The sequence below is a fragment of the Microbulbifer taiwanensis genome, assembly GCF_014904815.1.
Taxonomy (GTDB): domain Bacteria; phylum Pseudomonadota; class Gammaproteobacteria; order Pseudomonadales; family Cellvibrionaceae; genus Microbulbifer; species Microbulbifer taiwanensis.
On the sequence record NZ_JACZFR010000049.1, the window covers coordinates 24,093 to 41,385 of the forward strand.

Genomic DNA, 17,293 nt, shown 5'->3' on the forward strand with positions numbered 1-17,293 from the left:
AAGTAAGTTGAAGCTAAGTTGAGATTGATTTGTGAGCCATTTGTTAAAGATTAGAAGTCTGCTAAATTCAGGGGAGAATAAGCTGGCAGTGTCTGCTTGCAGGCAGGCAATTTCTTTGTATCCATCGTTTTATGTTTTTTATGAATTGTTGGCCGAGCTGTACTTGAAGATTGACAGCAAGGAATTGGCTCTCGAGACCATAAAGGCTGGCTTGAGGTGGCAGCCTGATTCGATCCGGCTGCTGAAATTGCATGAAACATTAATTGAGGTTCAGCCTTCTCGCAAAGACTGTGAAACATTTTGCGGAAAATATATAGAGTTGCCTTCCAATGAGAGCCGTCGGATCGTAAGTGGAGGGTTAAGGCTTAGTGGAAAATTAAAGCAAGCAAAACAAGGCAAGCCTCTTGTCTCAATCGTTACCGTAGTTTACAACAATCCTTCTTCGCTAGAGCGTTGCATAAAGTCAGTTATATCTCAAACTTATGAGAATATTGAGTATATAGTAATTGATGGTGGTAGTGACAATCCTACATTAGATATTCTTAAAAAATATAAGGGGGGAATTGATTACTTTGTGTCCGAAAGCGATAGAGGTATTTACCATGCGATGAATAAAGGGATTCAGGTCGCGCAGGGTGATTATATCTGTCTCTTAAATTCAGACGATTATTACCATCCGGATTTTGTGAGTCGGTCTGTCGATGCTGTGTTGGCTAAAGGTTCCGACATAACATATAGCGACTATTTTGCAGGTGGTTCGCAGCTGGTCGCTGAGCCTATTACTGATGGATTGTTCCTTGGGCATATGAATGTTTGTCATTGTACTTTTTTGGTTTCTAAAGAATGTTACAACATTGTTGGGCCTTATGATGAAGAGCTGAAAATCGTAAGTGATGTACTTTGGACACAGAAAGCGTACGAGGCTGGGTTTACTTTTTCTCATATAAATCAAGCCTTGCTTAATTTCAGTGAGGGGGGCTTGTCATCTGGCTCGACTGAGCAGAATCGCAGATTAATTGTCCACGAAATCGTAGACAGTTACCTGCAGCGCTTTCCGTTTCTTTCTCCTGCCGAGGCTGAAGATATATATTTCTTGCGGTTTGATAATACACGTCTAGTTGATGTTGCAAGTCTAGGGGGAAAGTACAAAAACAAAAAAATATTTTTAAGTGCTTTGCGCAATTATATTGTTTATTGCATGAGGAGAGACAACTATAGGCTTTCGCATGAAGAGGCATCTGGTGTTTTCCTCGACTACATCGCCGCATGTGAAATGCTCGGGATTGATAAAAGATACATTCGTATAAATACGAAGCATGGGTATCTTTCAGATGTTCTTGAAGAGATTTTAGGAGTACTTGACAGAAGGGATATAGGCCGTAAATGCGTTCTGCATTTTGCTTCAGTTTTCTCTGCGCCATCTGAGACGTTTATATACGATTTACTGGTTCGGATGGACAGCGATGGGGAGTATGAGAACTTTATACTTTGCGATGAAAGGAAGCTTTCTTCCGAAAGGCCTTTTCAAAATGCGATTTGTGTGCCGTGGTCCGATTTTCGGCCGGAAGTTCGGAATGAAATTTACAAATATATACTCGAGTATCTTAGCCCTGTTGCATTAATAGCGCATTTTGCGCTGAATGAGTGGAAGCTGAGCGTGCGCCTAGCCTCGCTAGGTATTAAGATTCCAACACTGTCCATGACTCATGGCATCGATGTATTTATGCTAAAGTCTAATGCGGAGTATAGGCGTTATATATTAGAAGATTTTTGTTCTCGGACTGATACAAAATTTACGGCAGTATCCAACTATCTTGTGGACGAACTTGTTAAAAATGGCGTTCCAAGGCACAAGGTGGAACGCATTTACAACACTGCAAATCCAGAATTTTATAGAAATAGAAAAATAGATAGTTTTTTCAAGTATGATCGACAGCTGAATATTTTAGCTGTGGGTAGGTGTATACCTCTTAAAGGTCATAGTGATCTATTGATAGGTTTAGGATGGTTTGTTAACAATTGCTGTTTAAATACGAAGTTAACTATTGTTTATGGAAGAGGAGATGAGTGCCTCAATGATTTAAAACAGCAGTTATTAAGTTTGAAGTTGCAAAACCATGTTGAGTTCATTCCGTTCGTGGATTTCACTCTTGAAAAATCATTTTTTACAAATTTTGACATATTTGTGCAGCCCTCAAGATATTCAAATGATATTTTAAACAGGTCTGAGAGTTTCGGGGTGTCGGTTCTCGAAGCAATTTTTTCAGGACTCCCAGTTATTACAACTGACGCCGGAGGCTTACCGGAGGTGCTTGGGCGGAATTCAGACTATGGCAGAGTTGTTCCGCACGGTGATGGAATAGAAATTGGTAAGGCACTGAAAGATTTTTATGAAAACCCAGAGACATTTACTGATAATGTTGAATATGCTCGAGAGCGATTTGAATATTTTTCAGAGGGAAAACAGCTTGCGTCTTTGAAGTATGAGCTTCATAGACTTACGGCTCCAGAAGTTAAAGTTGCTATGTTTACTTCAAGTACTGCAGGTGGTGCTGGTTATGCTGCTTTTCGATTGTTTAGAGGCTTGAGAGATCAAACAGCGATCGCTCCATCCTTGTTTGCAATTACACATAACGGAGACAAGGAATCTGATGTCAGGATTGTGAGACACCCGAGTGGAAATAATGAAGGGTGGTTTGCCAGGCAGAATCCACTGAACAGTAGGCCAGGGTTTACCATTTTTACTATCGATCACTCCAATATTGGAAAGGGTCATTTATTGGAAATGGTGGATGATTGTGATGTCATCAACCTTCATTGGACTGCCAGATTTTTGTCGGTTGACAATATAGCCTTTTTGAGTAATTTGAATAAGCCTATTGTAATGACTGTTCGTGATATGCAGCCAATTACAGGAGGGTGTCATTTTTTTCATGGCTGTGAGCAATGGAAAGCCGATTGTTCGGGCTGTCCGCAATTAATTGACAATTTTAGTGATTTTCCTAGCAAGGTGCTTAAGAAAAAGCGAAATAGTTATAATTTTAGTAATATAACACTGGTTGCATTAAGTGAGCACACTAGAAGAATATTACAGTCGGCTCCGCTCTTTAATGATTGCCGAATAGAGGTTATACCAAATTCCATAGAGACTGATGTTTTCTCTCCTGTTGATAAGATTAATGCGAGAAAAGCTCTTGGTCTTCCGCTTGATAAAAGAATAATTGGTTACATACCTTCATATTCGAGTGAAGTTAAAGGCTATAAAGAAGCGAAAGAAGCATTTGACATTTTAGATCAAATGATGGGTGAGGATAAACCTATAGTAATGTTGGTTGGCGATAAGACACCGGCGAACGAATCTATCTGCTTGGAAACAGTCTCGTTAGGGTTTGTGTCGGATAATGCCAAGTTGGCATTGGCCTATGCCGCTGCTGATGTGGTTATCGTTCCCTCTCGAGAGGAAACTTTTTCTAATACTACGGCTGAATCTATATCATGTGGAACCCCTGTTGTTGGGTGTAAGACTGGGGCGATTCCGGATCTAGTTCAAGATGGTATTACTGGAGTCGCAGTAGAGGTGGGTGATCCACGGAAGCTAGCGATTGGCATTTCTAAAGTTTTGAGGTCACCGCCTCTTTCTGAATCTTGTAGGAAATTTGCGCTTGAACACTTGGAGTTTTCCTTGCAGGCACGCAAGTATGACATGCTGTTTCATGAATTGGTTAGTGAGAGTGTTAGAAATCGCTCAGCATCATAGAGTTAAAGTGGCTATTTTATAACTACAGTGTAAAGATTATTTGTGTATTTAAAGTTTATATCTCAAGCTGTATGGCGGCTATTACCGTCATACCATGCTGAGGGGCGCATCATCTTAGCCGATTTTGAAGGCTTGGAGATTATCAATGATGCCTATTTTAAATTGATGTGAGAGTTATTGGTGGTTATTACTATAGTTGGTGCTGGTTACGTTGGTTTATCCATGGCTTTGCTTCTTGCAAAGGGGAACAGGGTTACTGTTCTAGATATTGATGAATCTCGGATCGATCTCATTAAAGATCGAGTTTCTCCAATTGAAGATCTGGAAATTCAGGCCACACTCCAAGATCCGTTGACAGAGCTTAATGCTACTACAGATGCTCGATAAGCTTTCATTGGTGCTGAATATATTATTATTGCAACACCAACAGACTATGATACAAGTGCAAATTTTTTTGACACAACCAGCATTGAAACTGTTATTGGTCAAATATTGCCAATCAATAAAACAGCAGTTTTAGTAATTAAGTCAACAGTTCCGGTAGGCTATACAGAAAAACTTAAGGAAAAATTTGGATACGAAAATGTTATGTTTTCTCCCGAGTTTTTACGTGAAGGAAAGGCGCTTTATGATAACTATTTCCCTTCGCGTATCGTGGTGGGAGAGAGGTCTGAGAGAGCCTCTCTATTTGCTGATTTTCTACTTGACGCTGCAAAGATTGATAATGTTCCAGTTTTGTTTACGGACTCGACAGAGGCTGAGGCCATAAAGCTTTTTTCAAATACATATTTGGCAATGCGTGTGGCATATTTTAATGAGCTGGATACTTATGCCGAAACCCACGGGCTTAATACAAAGCAAATAATTGATGGTGTATGCCTCGATTCCAGAGTGGGCTCACATTACCATAATCCTTCTTTTGGTTATGGTGGATACTGTCTGCCCAAAGATACCAAACAGTTGCGCGCAAATTATAAAGATGTGCCCAATAATTTGATTCGAGCTGTTGTCGATGCAAATACGACGCGGAAGAATTTTATTGCTAAGTCAGTCATTGACAGATGTCCAAAGACCGTCGGAGTTTACCGACTTGTTATGAAGCAAGGTTCTGATAATTTTCGTTTTTCCTCTGTCCAAGGTGTAATGAAACGTATTAAAGCTAGAGGTATAAACGTAGTTGTTTACGAACCTGGGCTGAAAGAGGATACATTTTTCGGATCTAAAGTATATAAGGACCTTGACTGCTTTAAGCTGGAAGCGGACCTGATTGTTACAAACCGTAACTGTAGTAAACTTGGAGATGTTTCCGAGAAGGTCTATACACGAGATATTTATGGTTCGGATTCCTGATTCGAATTTACTAATTTGGGGCTAATTTAGAATGAAAAAAGCTTTAATTACTGGCATCACCGGACAGGATGGATCCTACCTTGCTGAACTGTTGCTTGAAAAGGGCTACGAAGTTCATGGCATCAAGCGTCGAGCTTCATTGTTTAATACTGAGCGAGTCGATCATATTTACCAAGATCCTCATGAGAAGGATCCGCGTTTTTTTTTGCATTACGGTGACTTGACCGACTCTTCGAACCTTACTCGGATTGTCAAGGATGTTCAGCCGGATGAGGTCTATAACTTGGGTGCTCAATCCCATGTCGCCGTCTCTTTTGAGGCGCCTGAATATACCGCAGACGTTGATGCGATGGGGACACTACGATTGCTGGAAGCGATTCGTTTTTTGGGCTTGGAGAAAACAACTCGTTTTTACCAAGCCTCTACCTCAGAGCTTTATGGTCTAGTTCAGGAAGTTCCGCAGAAGGAGACCACTCCTTTTCATCCGCGCTCACCCTATGCGGTGGCAAAGATGTATGCCTACTGGATCACTGTCAACTACCGGGAATCTTATGGCATGTATGCTTGCAACGGGATTCTCTTCAACCATGAGTCGCCGCGCCGTGGTGAGACCTTTGTTACTCGGAAGATTACTCGAGGTATTGCCAATGTTGCGCAGGGACTTGAAGAGTGCCTTTATATGGGCAATCTGGATGCACTGAGAGATTGGGGGCATGCAAAAGACTATGTACGCATGCAGTGGATGATGCTCCAACAGGAGCAGCCCGATGACTTCGTCATTGCCACCGGCAAGCAAATTTCTGTGCGGGAGTTCATTCGCATGTCCGCACAGTATACCGGCATCGATTTGGAGTTCTCCGGCGATGGTGTAGATGAAATTGCGACGGTAGTTGCCGTGAAGGGAGATAGCGCATCTGGAGTTTCCGTTGGCGATGTGATTGTGCGCGTTGATCCGCGCTATTTCCGTCCGGCTGAGGTTGAGACGTTACTTGGCGACCCGTCTAAAGCCAAGGAAAAGCTCGGCTGGGAGCCTGAGATCACTGTGGAAGATATGTGTGCCGAAATGGTCGCTGCCGATTTGACGAAGGCCAAACAGCATGCCCTGCTCAAAGAGCATGGTTTCGATGTTTCCGTGGCAAAGGAGTAGAGGCTCCGCTATGAGTAGAAAGCGTGTATATGTTGCCGGCCACAGAGGCATGGTGGGGTCGGCTATAGTCCGCCAACTGAATTCCCGCGATGACGTGGAGCTGGTTGTTCGTACCCGAAAGGAACTGGACTTGATCCATCAGGGGGCAGTACTGGATTTCTTCGGTGCGGAAAATATCGATGAAGTATATCTTGCTGCAGCCAAAGTTGGTGGTATTCATGCCAATAACACCTATCCGGCTGAGTTCATCTACCAAAACTTGATGATGGAGTGCAATATCATTCATTCCGCACACCAGGCAGGTATCGATAAGCTGTTGTTTCTCGGTTCTTCCTGTATCTATCCGAAATTTGCCGAGCAGCCAATGAAGGAGTCAACACTGCTTACCGGGGTATTGGAGGAAACCAACGAACCTTATGCGATAGCGAAGATCGCCGGTATCAAACTGTGCGAGTCCTACAACCGCCAGTACGGGCGCGACTATCGAGCGGTAATGCCGACCAATCTCTACGGTCCCAATGACAATTTCCATCCGGAAAATTCCCATGTGATTCCGGCGCTACTGCGGCGCTTCCATGAAGCCAAGGAAAGAGGGGATGCCGAGGTCGTGGCCTGGGGCAGTGGCAAGCCGATGCGGGAATTCCTTCATGTAGACGATATGGCCGCGGCTTCCGTGCATGTCATGGAACTGGACGAGGCCCTCTATACCGCAAACACATCACCGATGTCGAGCCATGTCAACGTCGGCACTGGTGTGGACTGTACCATTCGCGAGTTGGTCGAAACGGTTGCTCGAGTGGTGGATTATCGGGGTGAGATTATCTGGGATTCCGGCAAGCCGGACGGTACGCCTCGCAAACTGATGGATCTCAGTCGTTTGGAGCAATTGGGATGGAAGGCGACAATCGGGCTCGAAGAGGGGTTGGCAGATGCGTATGCCTGGTTTTTGAACAATATGGAGGCAATTCGCACTCGGTGACGCTTCGGCGCGGCAGGTCAGATCCGGTATAATTGGCGGTTTCGGCCGTGCTTAGCGGCCTGATTTTGCATAAGTGGTGAATAAAATCAATGCAAAAAGTACTAATTTTGGCCAATTGCCAGGGCCCTGCGCTGGCTAAGATTCTGGACGAGGTCATCGACGGGCAGGGGAACCGCCTTTTCGAGGTGCTCAACCTGAAGCCGGTCTACGAGCTGACCAAAGAGCAGCAGCCCTTGCTCGAAGATCTGTGCCGCAAGTGCGATATTCTGCTCTACCAGCCTCATATCAAGTACAAATTCACCCCAGAATGGCGCACCAGTGACTACTGGGTCTCGGTAGCTTCCGCCAAGCATACTATCAGTTTCCCTTCGCTGTACTTTAGCGGCTACAACCCGGAGCTGACCTACCTGCGCAACAAGAAGAACCAGCACCTGAATGCTGGTTTCGTGGACTACCACGATAAAAGGATCGTCAAGCTGTTCCTTGAGGGCAGGTCGGATGACGAAATCAAGCACAGTTTCTGCCGCTTACAGCCTGTGCGCGAAGACGTTGAATCGGTGCTCAAGGAAACCCTGGCGGAGCTGCGCAGAAGGGAGCAGGAGCAGGGGCTGGATATTGGCGTTACGGACTTCGTTGAGCAAAACTTCACCAGAGAGCGCCTCTTCTATACTTACAACCATCCCGCCAATGCGGTGCTATATGAGGTTGTCCGGCAGTTTCTGGACAAACTGGGTTACAGCGAAGCGGAAGTGCCCAGGATCGAAAAGGAGCTGCTGCGCTACGACTACTTCCCGATCGCGCCTGCGGTAAGACAGTATCTCGGTCTGCAATTTGGCGACGATGGCAGGCAGTACCGGGTGCAGAATGAGGATATTCAGCGGGAACAGGTGGTGGATCGCTATCTGGATATCTACCGCAACAATCGCGCCTGGGTGGTCGAGGCCGCCACTTTTGCCGATGAAAAGTGGCTGAATCGCAAGAAGCTGATTCTGCATATCGGCCAGTCCAAGACGGGAACCACATCCTTTCAGAGTTTCTGCTTCAAGCATCGCAAGAAATTGTTGGCCGAGGGGACGCTCTACCCGGAGGCCGGGCTCCACTTTACCCACCACCGGAATCTGGCCAAGCACTACAAGGGTGAGCAGCGCGATGATGCGCTTGTCCAGCAGCTGAAACGAGAAATTGCCTCTACTGAATGCGAGCGAGTATTGATCTCCTGCGAGTCATTTGAGGACCTGGGCTATAACCAGGCCCAAGAGCTACTCGACGATTTCTCGGATATGGATGTCTCCATCGTTTGTACTCTGCGCAATCGACTCAATTGGGTGCAATCGATGTATGCGGAGTATGTAAAGAAAGCTTGGTTCAGCGGCAGCTTCTCGCAATTTATCGGGTACCGAAATGTGCACTCGCGGCTCGACCGAATCTTGAACTGGAAGATCGGCCTGACTCGCCGAGAGAACCAGATTATTCGCCATGTGCACAAATTGCTGAGCGACAGATCCAGCCTGAGCTTCTGGCTCGACCTGCTACCCCGGGAAAAACTGATCTTCGCAAGCACGGAGGAATCGCGCTTGTGGGAACTATTATCCCGTGAATGCGGTATCAACAAGCCTGATGTGGAAGAGGGAGCGGAAAAGAGATTGAATCCCAGCCCATCCGTTCAGGCGGTGGAGTTTGCGCGCATGCACTTCCGCCGCCAGGGTATTCGCGATCTGCATTATCCGATCGCCATACACTTTTCATTGCGACTCGACAAAGACTTTGAACCAAAAAATTCACCTGACAGCTTCTTCAGTTCCAATGCGCAGATTAAGAGTTTTCTGTCGCGATATATGGCGGACGATATCTGGCTACAGCAGAATTTTGGTTTCAGCCGCTCCGGTGTATCTCAGCTTTCCGGGAGGTCCCTGTCGACAAAAGGGCATCTACCAAAGGAGTTCAATGGGCGGGCAGAAGATATAGCCGCAACTTATCAATCGGTACTAAACAAATTTTCCTGAGATTCCCGAGCGGGCGTCTAATTAGAGACAAGACAGTTATGGAAGTAGCCGAACAGAAGGTGGATCTGCACGATTTTTTCAGGCGTGTGATTCTGAACGATGGCATTATCGCCAGCTATTACCGTTTCTACGATGTGTTTCGCCAGGTTCTGGAGCGCAACGGCGTAGAATTCTTCGCTCATTCCGGGACCATGCTCGGTGCTGTCCGCCACGAGGGCATGATTCCCTGGGACGATGACCTGGATGTGATGGTGGAGGAAGTATTTGAGGATGACTTCCTAAAACTGATCCCGGAGCTTGAAAAGTACGGCGTTACTCTCAAAGACAAGCTGTGTGAGCATCTATACCAGTTCAAGTGCACCAGCAAAAAAATCTGCCCATCGGGAACCTATCTGCAGATAGACGTTTTCATCGGCAAGCGCGAGGAAATCGATGGTGAACTCTGCCTGCACTACAAGACGCCTGAGTTCCGCAAGTGGTTCAAGAAGCGCTATATCCGCGTCCAAGACCTCTATCCACTGAGGGACTACGACTTTGGCCCACTTAAGATCAAGGGAATAGGGGATTACCGCCACTATTTTGCACAAAGCGGTTTTGGCCTGGATGAAGCGATAGTCGCCCGGCACAACAATTTCGACCATTTCAAGCCGGAGATCGAAGTCCTCAAGGAACAGGGCGTGTACCCGATTCGGGATGAGAGCATACTGAATTACTGTCATAACATTCCGGAATCCAGCGTAAATCACCCCCTGGATTACTATGCCGACGGAAAAGTTAAAACGGTTCTCACCTACGGTACTTTTGACCTGTTCCATGTTGGCCATGTGCGAATCCTGAAGCGGCTGCGGGCGCTGGGGGACCGGCTGGTGGTGGGGCTATCCACTGACGAATTCAATGCCAATAAAGGCAAGAAGTCCTTTTATTCCTACGAGGAGAGAAAGGAGATTCTGTTGTCTTCTGGTTATGTAGACGAAGTCTTTCCGGAAAACGATTGGGAACAGAAAAGGGCAGATATCAAGCGTACGGGCGCAACTGTATTCGGAATGGGGGGGGACTGGCGAGGAAGGTTTGACGAGCTATCAGAGGCTTGTGAAGTTGTTTATCTCGACAGAACGGAGGATATATCGACTACCGATATTAAAAAATCTCTTGCAGGAATAAGGCCGACAGATATTGAAGGTCTGGAGAAGTCACTGCATTCCGCTTTGGAAATCGTGCGCTCACTTGCTCAATCAGTTTGATTGCCTATGTTATCTCGACTAAGAAAAAAAATTACCGGTATTGGAGAATCTCAGAATAATAAGAATATCTATATTCATATAGGTATTTCCAAGACCGGAACAACAGCGATCCAAAAGTTTTTTCATCAGAATACGGGGCTGCTGGCCTCAAGAGGATTCCATTATATCCGTGCTGGTAGAGCAGAGGGCGGAGCGAGCCACCACCAACTTGCCAGGGTCTACAAAATGGATGATGCATGTTCTGGTGAAGTCTCTGCCATTCGAAATGAAATCGGCAACTCGGATTGCCATAGCTTTATCATTTCGAGCGAGATGTTTGAATATTTGACTCGTTCCCAGATTAAGCAGCTCAAGCGCGATTTTGAAGGATTTGAGTTGATATTGGTGGTGTATCTCCGATATCAAGACCAGGCTTTATCCTCAATGTACAACGAGCTGGTCAAAAAACATGCCTGCACCGTCTCGTTCTCTGAGCACTTACGTGATACGCCGAGAAAGGGCCTGTTGCTTTATGGGGACATGCTAAAATCATGGGAGAGGGAGCTCGGAAAAAAAAATATACGAGTGCGAATCTTTGATCGGGAGAAGTTGACCGGGGGAAACGTCATAAAGGATATGTTGACGGCAATTGGCATTAATGATTTGAATGTAGATACTCCCGGATTTGCAGCCAATCAGTCGGTGTCTTCCGCCGCTATTAGTGTGCTTCGCGATATTAATGCGCAGATGGATTATTCTGTCGATCATGCTGCACATTATGGTTTGGCCTGTCGGCTGGCGTTGATTCTCGATAAACTGGTCCGGAGTAAATTTCCTGAGCTTGATCACGATACGAATAATTACTTTTCCACTAAGAATGATTATGAAGAGTTAATGGAATACTATCGCCGGGACAATGTCAGAATTTCTAGACGCTATTTTTTTGGGGGTAATTTTTCATTGAGAAACTTTTCTCCTGCTGGAGAAATAACAGAAAAGTCCAAAAGAGATATTCTGATGGCGCTAGTGGAAAGGCTTGAAATTTCGGCGGAGCGCGTAGATAAGAGTGCGACTGAGTTGACAAAGTTAGTTGCGGAATATTGGTCTGAAGAGTTGAGGAGGTTGTGCGGTTCTTAATGGAGGTGCAATTAGCTTAGATTTGTTAATCTTCAGGTGTTTTTATTTCTGGTTGTAGGTTTTGTATGAAAAGCCATATCTTGGTGGTGCGCATCATAAAACTGGTTCCAAATGGACTTTAAAGGTTTTTCGAAATATCGCCATTAGGTTGAAGGATTCATGTATTAACTTATCAGGGTTTTTCTGATGGATTGGATTAACCTGGAAACATGCAGTTGGTTACACGCTTGGTATCGGTGTGAGAGCCGCAGCGAATTTTAATTTCTTGAACTAAATGGTTCGTTTTTTTTGTATTTAAGTTCGCGCTGATAGCGATAGCAGCACTAATGCAGTATTGAAGTTGGTCTGAATTGTGGCTGTGTGCAATTTTTTCTTTAAGTTTGCTATCCAAAAAGAGTCGTATTTCTTCGACTAATAGCTCTTCAACTACTTCTTTTCCTGGGCGGCTAGCAGGCATGGGTTGATTCTGGTTTAATTCCGTGACGGCGGCGGGATCAATTCCAAAGGCTCTTCCATTCAACCATTTTTCTGATAGCTGGCGGTTGCTCTGTGAAAAGCGATTTAAGAATTGTGTGCGTTCTTCTCTGGATGCCTGAAGTTGCGGTATTTCTGGTGAGTTATTTCTGGAATTTATAATGTGAGTTCTTAGCTCAGAGCATATCTGACCGTGCTCCCCGTTTGATTGCTGGATTTGACTCAATAGAAGCAGCAAGTTCTGTTTGTATCCGCTAAGGGCTGTGTTCTTTCTTGCTGGACGTAAAAATCCACACGGGCGTTCTATTTTAATTTCATTTAGGAAGTCTTTATAGAGGCACTGATTGTTGGATTTTATCTCGTCGAATAGCCGAATTGAAATGTTCTCTGTGCTAAATACGCTTGCCCACATCTCAATAAGATTGAGGTAGTCGTAATAGCTGCTGTCAGGGTTCTGTCCTGCGTAAAGCGGGTTATTTCCTGCGCCACCATATTTAAGAGCTTCATTGAACAGGGTCAAGGCCAGCTTGTCCTGGCGGCGCAGGTAAACCACTATTTTAAAGTGACTGTAATAGGGGCTTAAGAGCTCTTTAAGATTTATTATTTCGTCGACACTTTTAATTCGAGAGTGGAAATGCTCGGAAGTGATTACAAGGTTGTTATACGGATGCGCTTTCTATAATTGTCGGTCGACGTTTGATTTGAATTTGCTTTTCCAGTTCAGGTGCTGAACAGGATCGTTTATATTGAGTAAATTTAACAGCGCTTTTGTTGGGTGCTCGGATAGCGGTCAATACAATATGCGACGAAATCCATGTGATTGGTCGGGCAGTGGATGTTGGCGACATGGTAGCCACGCTCTCGAAGGACTGCGCTGTTTTCTTTAAGGAGTGCCTGGATCGATGTGGAACCGGTTTTTTCGGTTCCGATATGGATATATGCAGTTCTCATCGCCGCCGCTTCCCCCGATTTTCTGAGACACTCTTATTTCTGGCTGTGTTCTGCCAGTCTTTCTCAGTGGGAGTATGATGAGCGGCGACTGTTTCGGTATTAAGACAGCCAGGTTACGGTTTGGGAGCAGCGGTGAGCACTGGCTTACAGTTTCGATTGAGCTGTATGTGTTTCGATTGGAAGCTGCTATTCGTGCAGTCGTAGGGCGGGCAGGGAGCTGCCCGTACGGTTGGCTTTTCAGGCGGCCGTAGCTGTTGTTGTTTTGCTGGGGCTATTACCGCGAGTCGGAGCTGTTTCTTCGTATTCGTCCAGCACAGTATCAGCTGGGCCGAGGGCTTTGACGGCACCTTCTTCGATCCACAGAACCCTTTCGCAGAACTTGCGGATAGTCGTGGGAGAATGGGAGACAAGCACCGCAGTCTGGTCGGACTGTACCCGTTCTTTCAGGGCCTTGCCGGATTTAACCTTGAATTCCTTGTCGCCGACGCCCAGCATCTCATCCAGGAGCAGAATGTCCGGCGTTGCCTGCATGGCTATGGCAAAGCCGAGTCTGGCCCGTTCGCCGGCGGAATAGGTGCTGACGGAGTGATCCATCAGGTGTCCGATGCCGGAGAAATCGATTACGCCTGCCACCAGCTCATGGGCTTCTTTGATAGTCTTGCCCTGAGTGACCAGCGACATGATGGCATTATCGAAACCGCTGAGTTTGTGAATAAAGCCCAGGTTCAGGGTCAGCAGCTGCGAGCGGATGCCTCTTTCCTTGCTTATACTGCCCTGGTTCGGCGCGATAATTCCGGCCAGCAGTCGCAACAAGGTACTTTTCCCCGCTCCGTTGCGGCCGATTACGCCGAGCACTTCACCGCGGTACAGCTGGAAGCTTATGTCCTTAAGCACCCAGTTCTTTTCAGAAAAGGGGTTCAGGCTGCGACGATAGGCGAGCCCGACATTGTCAAAGGTCATGATCTCGCGATTCATGGTAGGGCTCTCGGGTAGTAGCGGTCGAAACGAACAAGCAGTGCAATTCCCGCGGCAAAGGCGGTGATGCTGGCTATAACGGGGTAGGCAAGTGCCGAGAAACTGGCTGTTCTCCCGTGCAGAAGAACATCCCGATATCCTTCCAGAATAGTCACGAAGGGATTTAGGCGCAGTATTGCCTGTATCTCATCGGGCCTTTCGCTGATATCAAAGAAGATTCCAGAGGTGAACATCATCGCCATGATGACCAGCGGAACCAGGTGTGTCAGGTCCGGGATCAGGGGCACTGATGCGGCCAGGAGAAAGCTGACGCTCAGATTAAACAGTATCTGACACAGGATCACATTCACGATTGTCAGCCAGCCTGTACTGGGTTCGTAGCCGCCTATGATTACCAATAGCAGCATGAGAGGAAACACGAACGAAAATCTGATCAAAGCTGTCAGGTTGGCAACCGAGGGAAATATCCACTTGGGCAGGTAAGTCTGGCCGAGTATGCCTTTACTATTGATCAGCGAGTTGGAGCCGCCTGTCAGAGCGGAGGCTGTCCATTTAAAGGGAAAGAGCCCTGTGAGCAAAAAATAAACAAAATTGCTGCCGGATTGACCTTCGCCCCTGACGCCACTCGCAAATGCCAGATAGAAAAGGGCGGCCATAAGTAGCGGCTCAAGCACCCACCAGAGCATGCCGAGATAGGACTGCTTGGTGTCGGCCTTGAGCGCGCCGATTCCGCGCAGCCAGATGAGATCCAGGTATTTCCGCATATATGTCTAACAGCCTAAGGCGGATATTCGCATTTAGTCCCGTCGCGAGAATTGAGAGGGGAGCTCAGGAGGCGCAAGATGCCTGAAAATCGACATTCTTCATGGCGCCAATCAGCCGCTTAATATACAGTAACCTCCGTAAAAACAACAGGTTAACGGCGGCGCGGAAAACCGGTAAAGCCGTGCCGCTCCAAAAGCGATCAATAAATATACTGCTTATCTATGAAGGTTCTCCACTGCTATCGCACTTTCTACCCGGAAACCCAGGGGGGGATCGAGCAGTCAATTTTTGAGATGGCGCGTTACACGGCTGGTTCCGAGGTGCTGACCCTGTCCAATACGCCCGGCGCGGTGTCGGTGAACGGCATCCCGGTAAAAGCTGAGCGCCGCTGGCTTTCCATGGCTTCCTGCTGTATGGGGCCGAGCCTGGTATCGGATCTGTACAAAAAACAGGCTGATATTGTGCATTTGCACTTTCCCTGGCCATTTGGGGATCTGTCGTACTTGTTGGGTGGCCGGCGCCGGCCGCTGATCGTGACCTACCATTCCGATATTGTTCGGCAGCGAGCCCTTGGCGCCGTTTATGGGCCCCTGATGCGGTTGTTCCTGAATCGGGCCGACAGGATCGTTGCCACTTCGCCCGATTATCTGGCCTCCAGTCCGGTGTTGCGGGAGTTTGTCGACAAGGTGGAGGTGATACCCTTGGGTATATCCGAGTCCAGCTACCCGCAACCTGCCGCCAAGTCTGTCGAGACATTGCGTGAGCGTTTCGATGACGGATTTATGCTGTTCGTCGGGGCGCTTCGCTATTACAAGGGGCTGGAATTCCTAGTGCGCTCTGCGCCCGGCTTGCCATTTCCCATCCTGATCGCTGGTAAGGGGCCGGAAGAGAAGCGACTCAGGGCCCTTGCGAATTCCCTGGGGGCGGAGAATGTCCACTTTCTCGGCCATGTCGACGACGAAGAGAAGATGGCACTGCTCCACCTTTGCCGGGCGGTGGTCTTCCCATCGCACCTGCGCTCTGAGGCTTTCGGGGTCACGCTGCTCGAGGGCATGATGGCCGGCAAGCCGCTGATTTCCTGTGATATCGGCACCGGAACCAGCTTTGTGAATCTCGACGGAGAGACCGGGCATGTGATTCCACCGGCGGACGTGAGCGCGCTGCGAGCGGCCATGCTGGATCTCAGCGGAAATCGGGAAAAGGCGGCTGACTGGGGCAGTGCCGCGCGAGCGAGATATGAGGCGACGTTTACCGGTCGGAAGATGGCGGAGGCCTACGGGCACTTGTATCGCCGGGTACTCACCGAGCGCGCCGACAAGCAGGCAGTTGCCTGATGTATCGAATAGCGGTAGATGCAAGGCCCCTGTCATTTCCGACTACCGGAATAGGGCGCTATACGCAGGCCATTCTGTCTCGCCTGGTTGAGCAGGGCTGGGATTGGTACCTGTATAGCGACAGGCCTTTGTTATGGCCAGAGCAGTTGCCTGAGAATGTTCGGGTTCGTTTCCCGGGATTTATGCCGCCGGCGGCCGGCTCGTTTTTTTCCCAGCTAGCGTACCCGGTCTGGTGCCGAAAGGACAAGATCGATCTCTTTTGGTCTCCCCGGCATCATCTGCCATTGCTGTTGGGGAGCGGCATTCGTTCGGTAGTGACGATTCACGATCTGGTGTGGAAGCGCTTCCCGGAAACCATGTCCCGCTTTGGGCGTATTCTGGATGCGAACCTGATGCCGCCTTCCATTCGCAAGGCGGATGGAGTGATCAGCGTTTCCGATTCCACTACGGACGAAATTCAGTTCATCTGCCCCGAGGCAGACGTCACTACGATTTACGAGGCACCATTCCTTGCGCCCGCCGAGGGTTGTTGTGAGGGTGACTACTTCCTGTTTGTGGGCACGCTGGAACCGCGGAAAAACCTGTCGAACCTCCTCCGGGCATACCGTCAGTGCGTGAAGTCGTGCGGGGAGCCTTTGCCCTTGAAGATCTGCGGCGGCAAGGGCTGGGGCCTGCCGGCGTTGCAGCAGTTGATCGCCGAGCTGGATCTGGGCGCGCATGTGGAGTTACTGGGCTATGTACCCGATACCGAGCTACCAGGCCTCTATCGAAATGCCCGCGCATTGTTGATGCCGTCGCTGTATGAAGGGTTTGGTTTGCCCATTGTTGAAGCCTACAGCCAGAACACGCCGGTAGTGACTTCGGACCGAGGCGCTATGCGGGAAGTGGCGGGTGACGCGGCGCTGCTGGTGAACCCGGAGAGTGTCGAGCAGATGGCAACGGCTTTAATTTCTTTGACGCAAGAATCCGACACTGTGCGTTCATTGCAACAAAAGGCACGGCTTCGAGTTCAGAAATTTTCCTGGGATTCGGCGGCGGAGCAGACGTTGGGGCTTATGGAGTCTTTGCTAGGGCGAAGGTTCGGTCATAAATCTTTGTAGAGCGGCTGGACTGATCGCGGCCATGGGCGGATGGCCGCCCCGCCGCTCCTACATTGTGTCCGTAGGGTGCGCCGTACGCACCAACTGGGCTTGCACCGCGC

At 48.0% G+C, this 17,293-nt stretch carries 11 protein-coding genes and 1 pseudogene; 9 read left to right on the forward strand and 3 right to left on the reverse strand.

Translation table 11 applies throughout. The features are described from left to right. The first annotated feature begins 31 nt into the window (after positions 1 to 31). From IG627_RS16610 to IG627_RS16640, 7 genes and pseudogenes are all read left to right on the forward strand, one after another. A complete protein-coding gene (locus tag IG627_RS16610) occupies positions 32 to 3,757 on the forward strand; it encodes a glycosyltransferase (RefSeq protein WP_193193675.1) in 3,726 nt (1,241 codons plus the stop codon). A 180-nt stretch (positions 3,758 to 3,937) separates the two neighbouring features. Then, positions 3,938 to 5,107, forward strand: a pseudogene (locus tag IG627_RS16615) (nucleotide sugar dehydrogenase). 31 nt (positions 5,108 to 5,138) lie between these two features. Continuing rightward, positions 5,139 to 6,254 carry a GDP-mannose 4,6-dehydratase gene (gene gmd, locus IG627_RS16620; RefSeq protein WP_193193677.1) on the forward strand — a complete coding sequence of 372 codons (1,116 nt, stop codon included), beginning with the start codon at positions 5,139 to 5,141 and terminating at the stop codon, positions 6,252 to 6,254. A gap of 10 nt (positions 6,255 to 6,264) precedes the next feature. Continuing rightward, on the forward strand, positions 6,265 to 7,233 hold the full coding sequence (fcl, locus tag IG627_RS16625; protein ID WP_193193679.1) for a GDP-L-fucose synthase: 969 nt from the start codon (positions 6,265 to 6,267) through the stop codon (positions 7,231 to 7,233). 89 nt (positions 7,234 to 7,322) lie between these two features. Further along, complete coding sequence (locus IG627_RS16630) at positions 7,323 to 9,236, forward strand: WcbI family polysaccharide biosynthesis putative acetyltransferase (protein ID WP_193193681.1); 1,914 nt, start codon at positions 7,323 to 7,325, stop codon at positions 9,234 to 9,236. 38 nt (positions 9,237 to 9,274) lie between these two features. Further along, complete coding sequence (locus IG627_RS21215) at positions 9,275 to 10,477, forward strand: adenylyltransferase/cytidyltransferase family protein (RefSeq protein ID WP_193193683.1); 1,203 nt, start codon at positions 9,275 to 9,277, stop codon at positions 10,475 to 10,477. A gap of 6 nt (positions 10,478 to 10,483) precedes the next feature. Beyond that, positions 10,484 to 11,593, forward strand: a complete 1,110-nt coding sequence (locus IG627_RS16640) for a hypothetical protein (RefSeq protein WP_193193685.1) — start codon at positions 10,484 to 10,486, stop codon at positions 11,591 to 11,593. A gap of 196 nt (positions 11,594 to 11,789) precedes the next feature. Here the strand turns inward: IG627_RS16640 and IG627_RS16645 are convergent, their stop codons facing one another. The 3 genes from IG627_RS16645 to IG627_RS16655 form a co-directional block, all read right to left on the reverse strand. After that, positions 11,790 to 12,620 (reverse strand): hypothetical protein, encoded by an 831-nt coding sequence (locus IG627_RS16645; RefSeq protein WP_226865312.1) that lies wholly within the window; start codon positions 12,618 to 12,620, stop codon positions 11,790 to 11,792. A 635-nt stretch (positions 12,621 to 13,255) separates the two neighbouring features. After that, positions 13,256 to 13,993 (reverse strand): ABC transporter ATP-binding protein, encoded by a 738-nt coding sequence (locus tag IG627_RS16650; protein WP_193193689.1) that lies wholly within the window; start codon positions 13,991 to 13,993, stop codon positions 13,256 to 13,258. Continuing rightward, complete coding sequence (locus IG627_RS16655) at positions 13,990 to 14,757, reverse strand: ABC transporter permease (protein WP_193193691.1); 768 nt, start codon at positions 14,755 to 14,757, stop codon at positions 13,990 to 13,992. Before IG627_RS16655 ends, IG627_RS16650 begins: the two co-directional genes overlap by 4 nt. A 222-nt stretch (positions 14,758 to 14,979) precedes the next feature. Here IG627_RS16655 and IG627_RS16660 point away from each other — a divergent pair, with 222 nt between their 5' ends. Both IG627_RS16660 and IG627_RS16665 read left to right on the forward strand, forming a co-directional pair. Next, positions 14,980 to 16,092, forward strand: coding sequence for a glycosyltransferase (locus IG627_RS16660; protein WP_193193693.1), 1,113 nt, complete (start codon positions 14,980 to 14,982; stop codon positions 16,090 to 16,092). After that, positions 16,092 to 17,192 carry a glycosyltransferase family 4 protein gene (locus tag IG627_RS16665; protein WP_193193695.1) on the forward strand — a complete coding sequence of 367 codons (1,101 nt, stop codon included), beginning with the start codon at positions 16,092 to 16,094 and terminating at the stop codon, positions 17,190 to 17,192. The genes IG627_RS16660 and IG627_RS16665 overlap by 1 nt, the downstream gene beginning before the upstream one ends. Positions 17,193 to 17,293 lie beyond the last annotated feature (101 nt).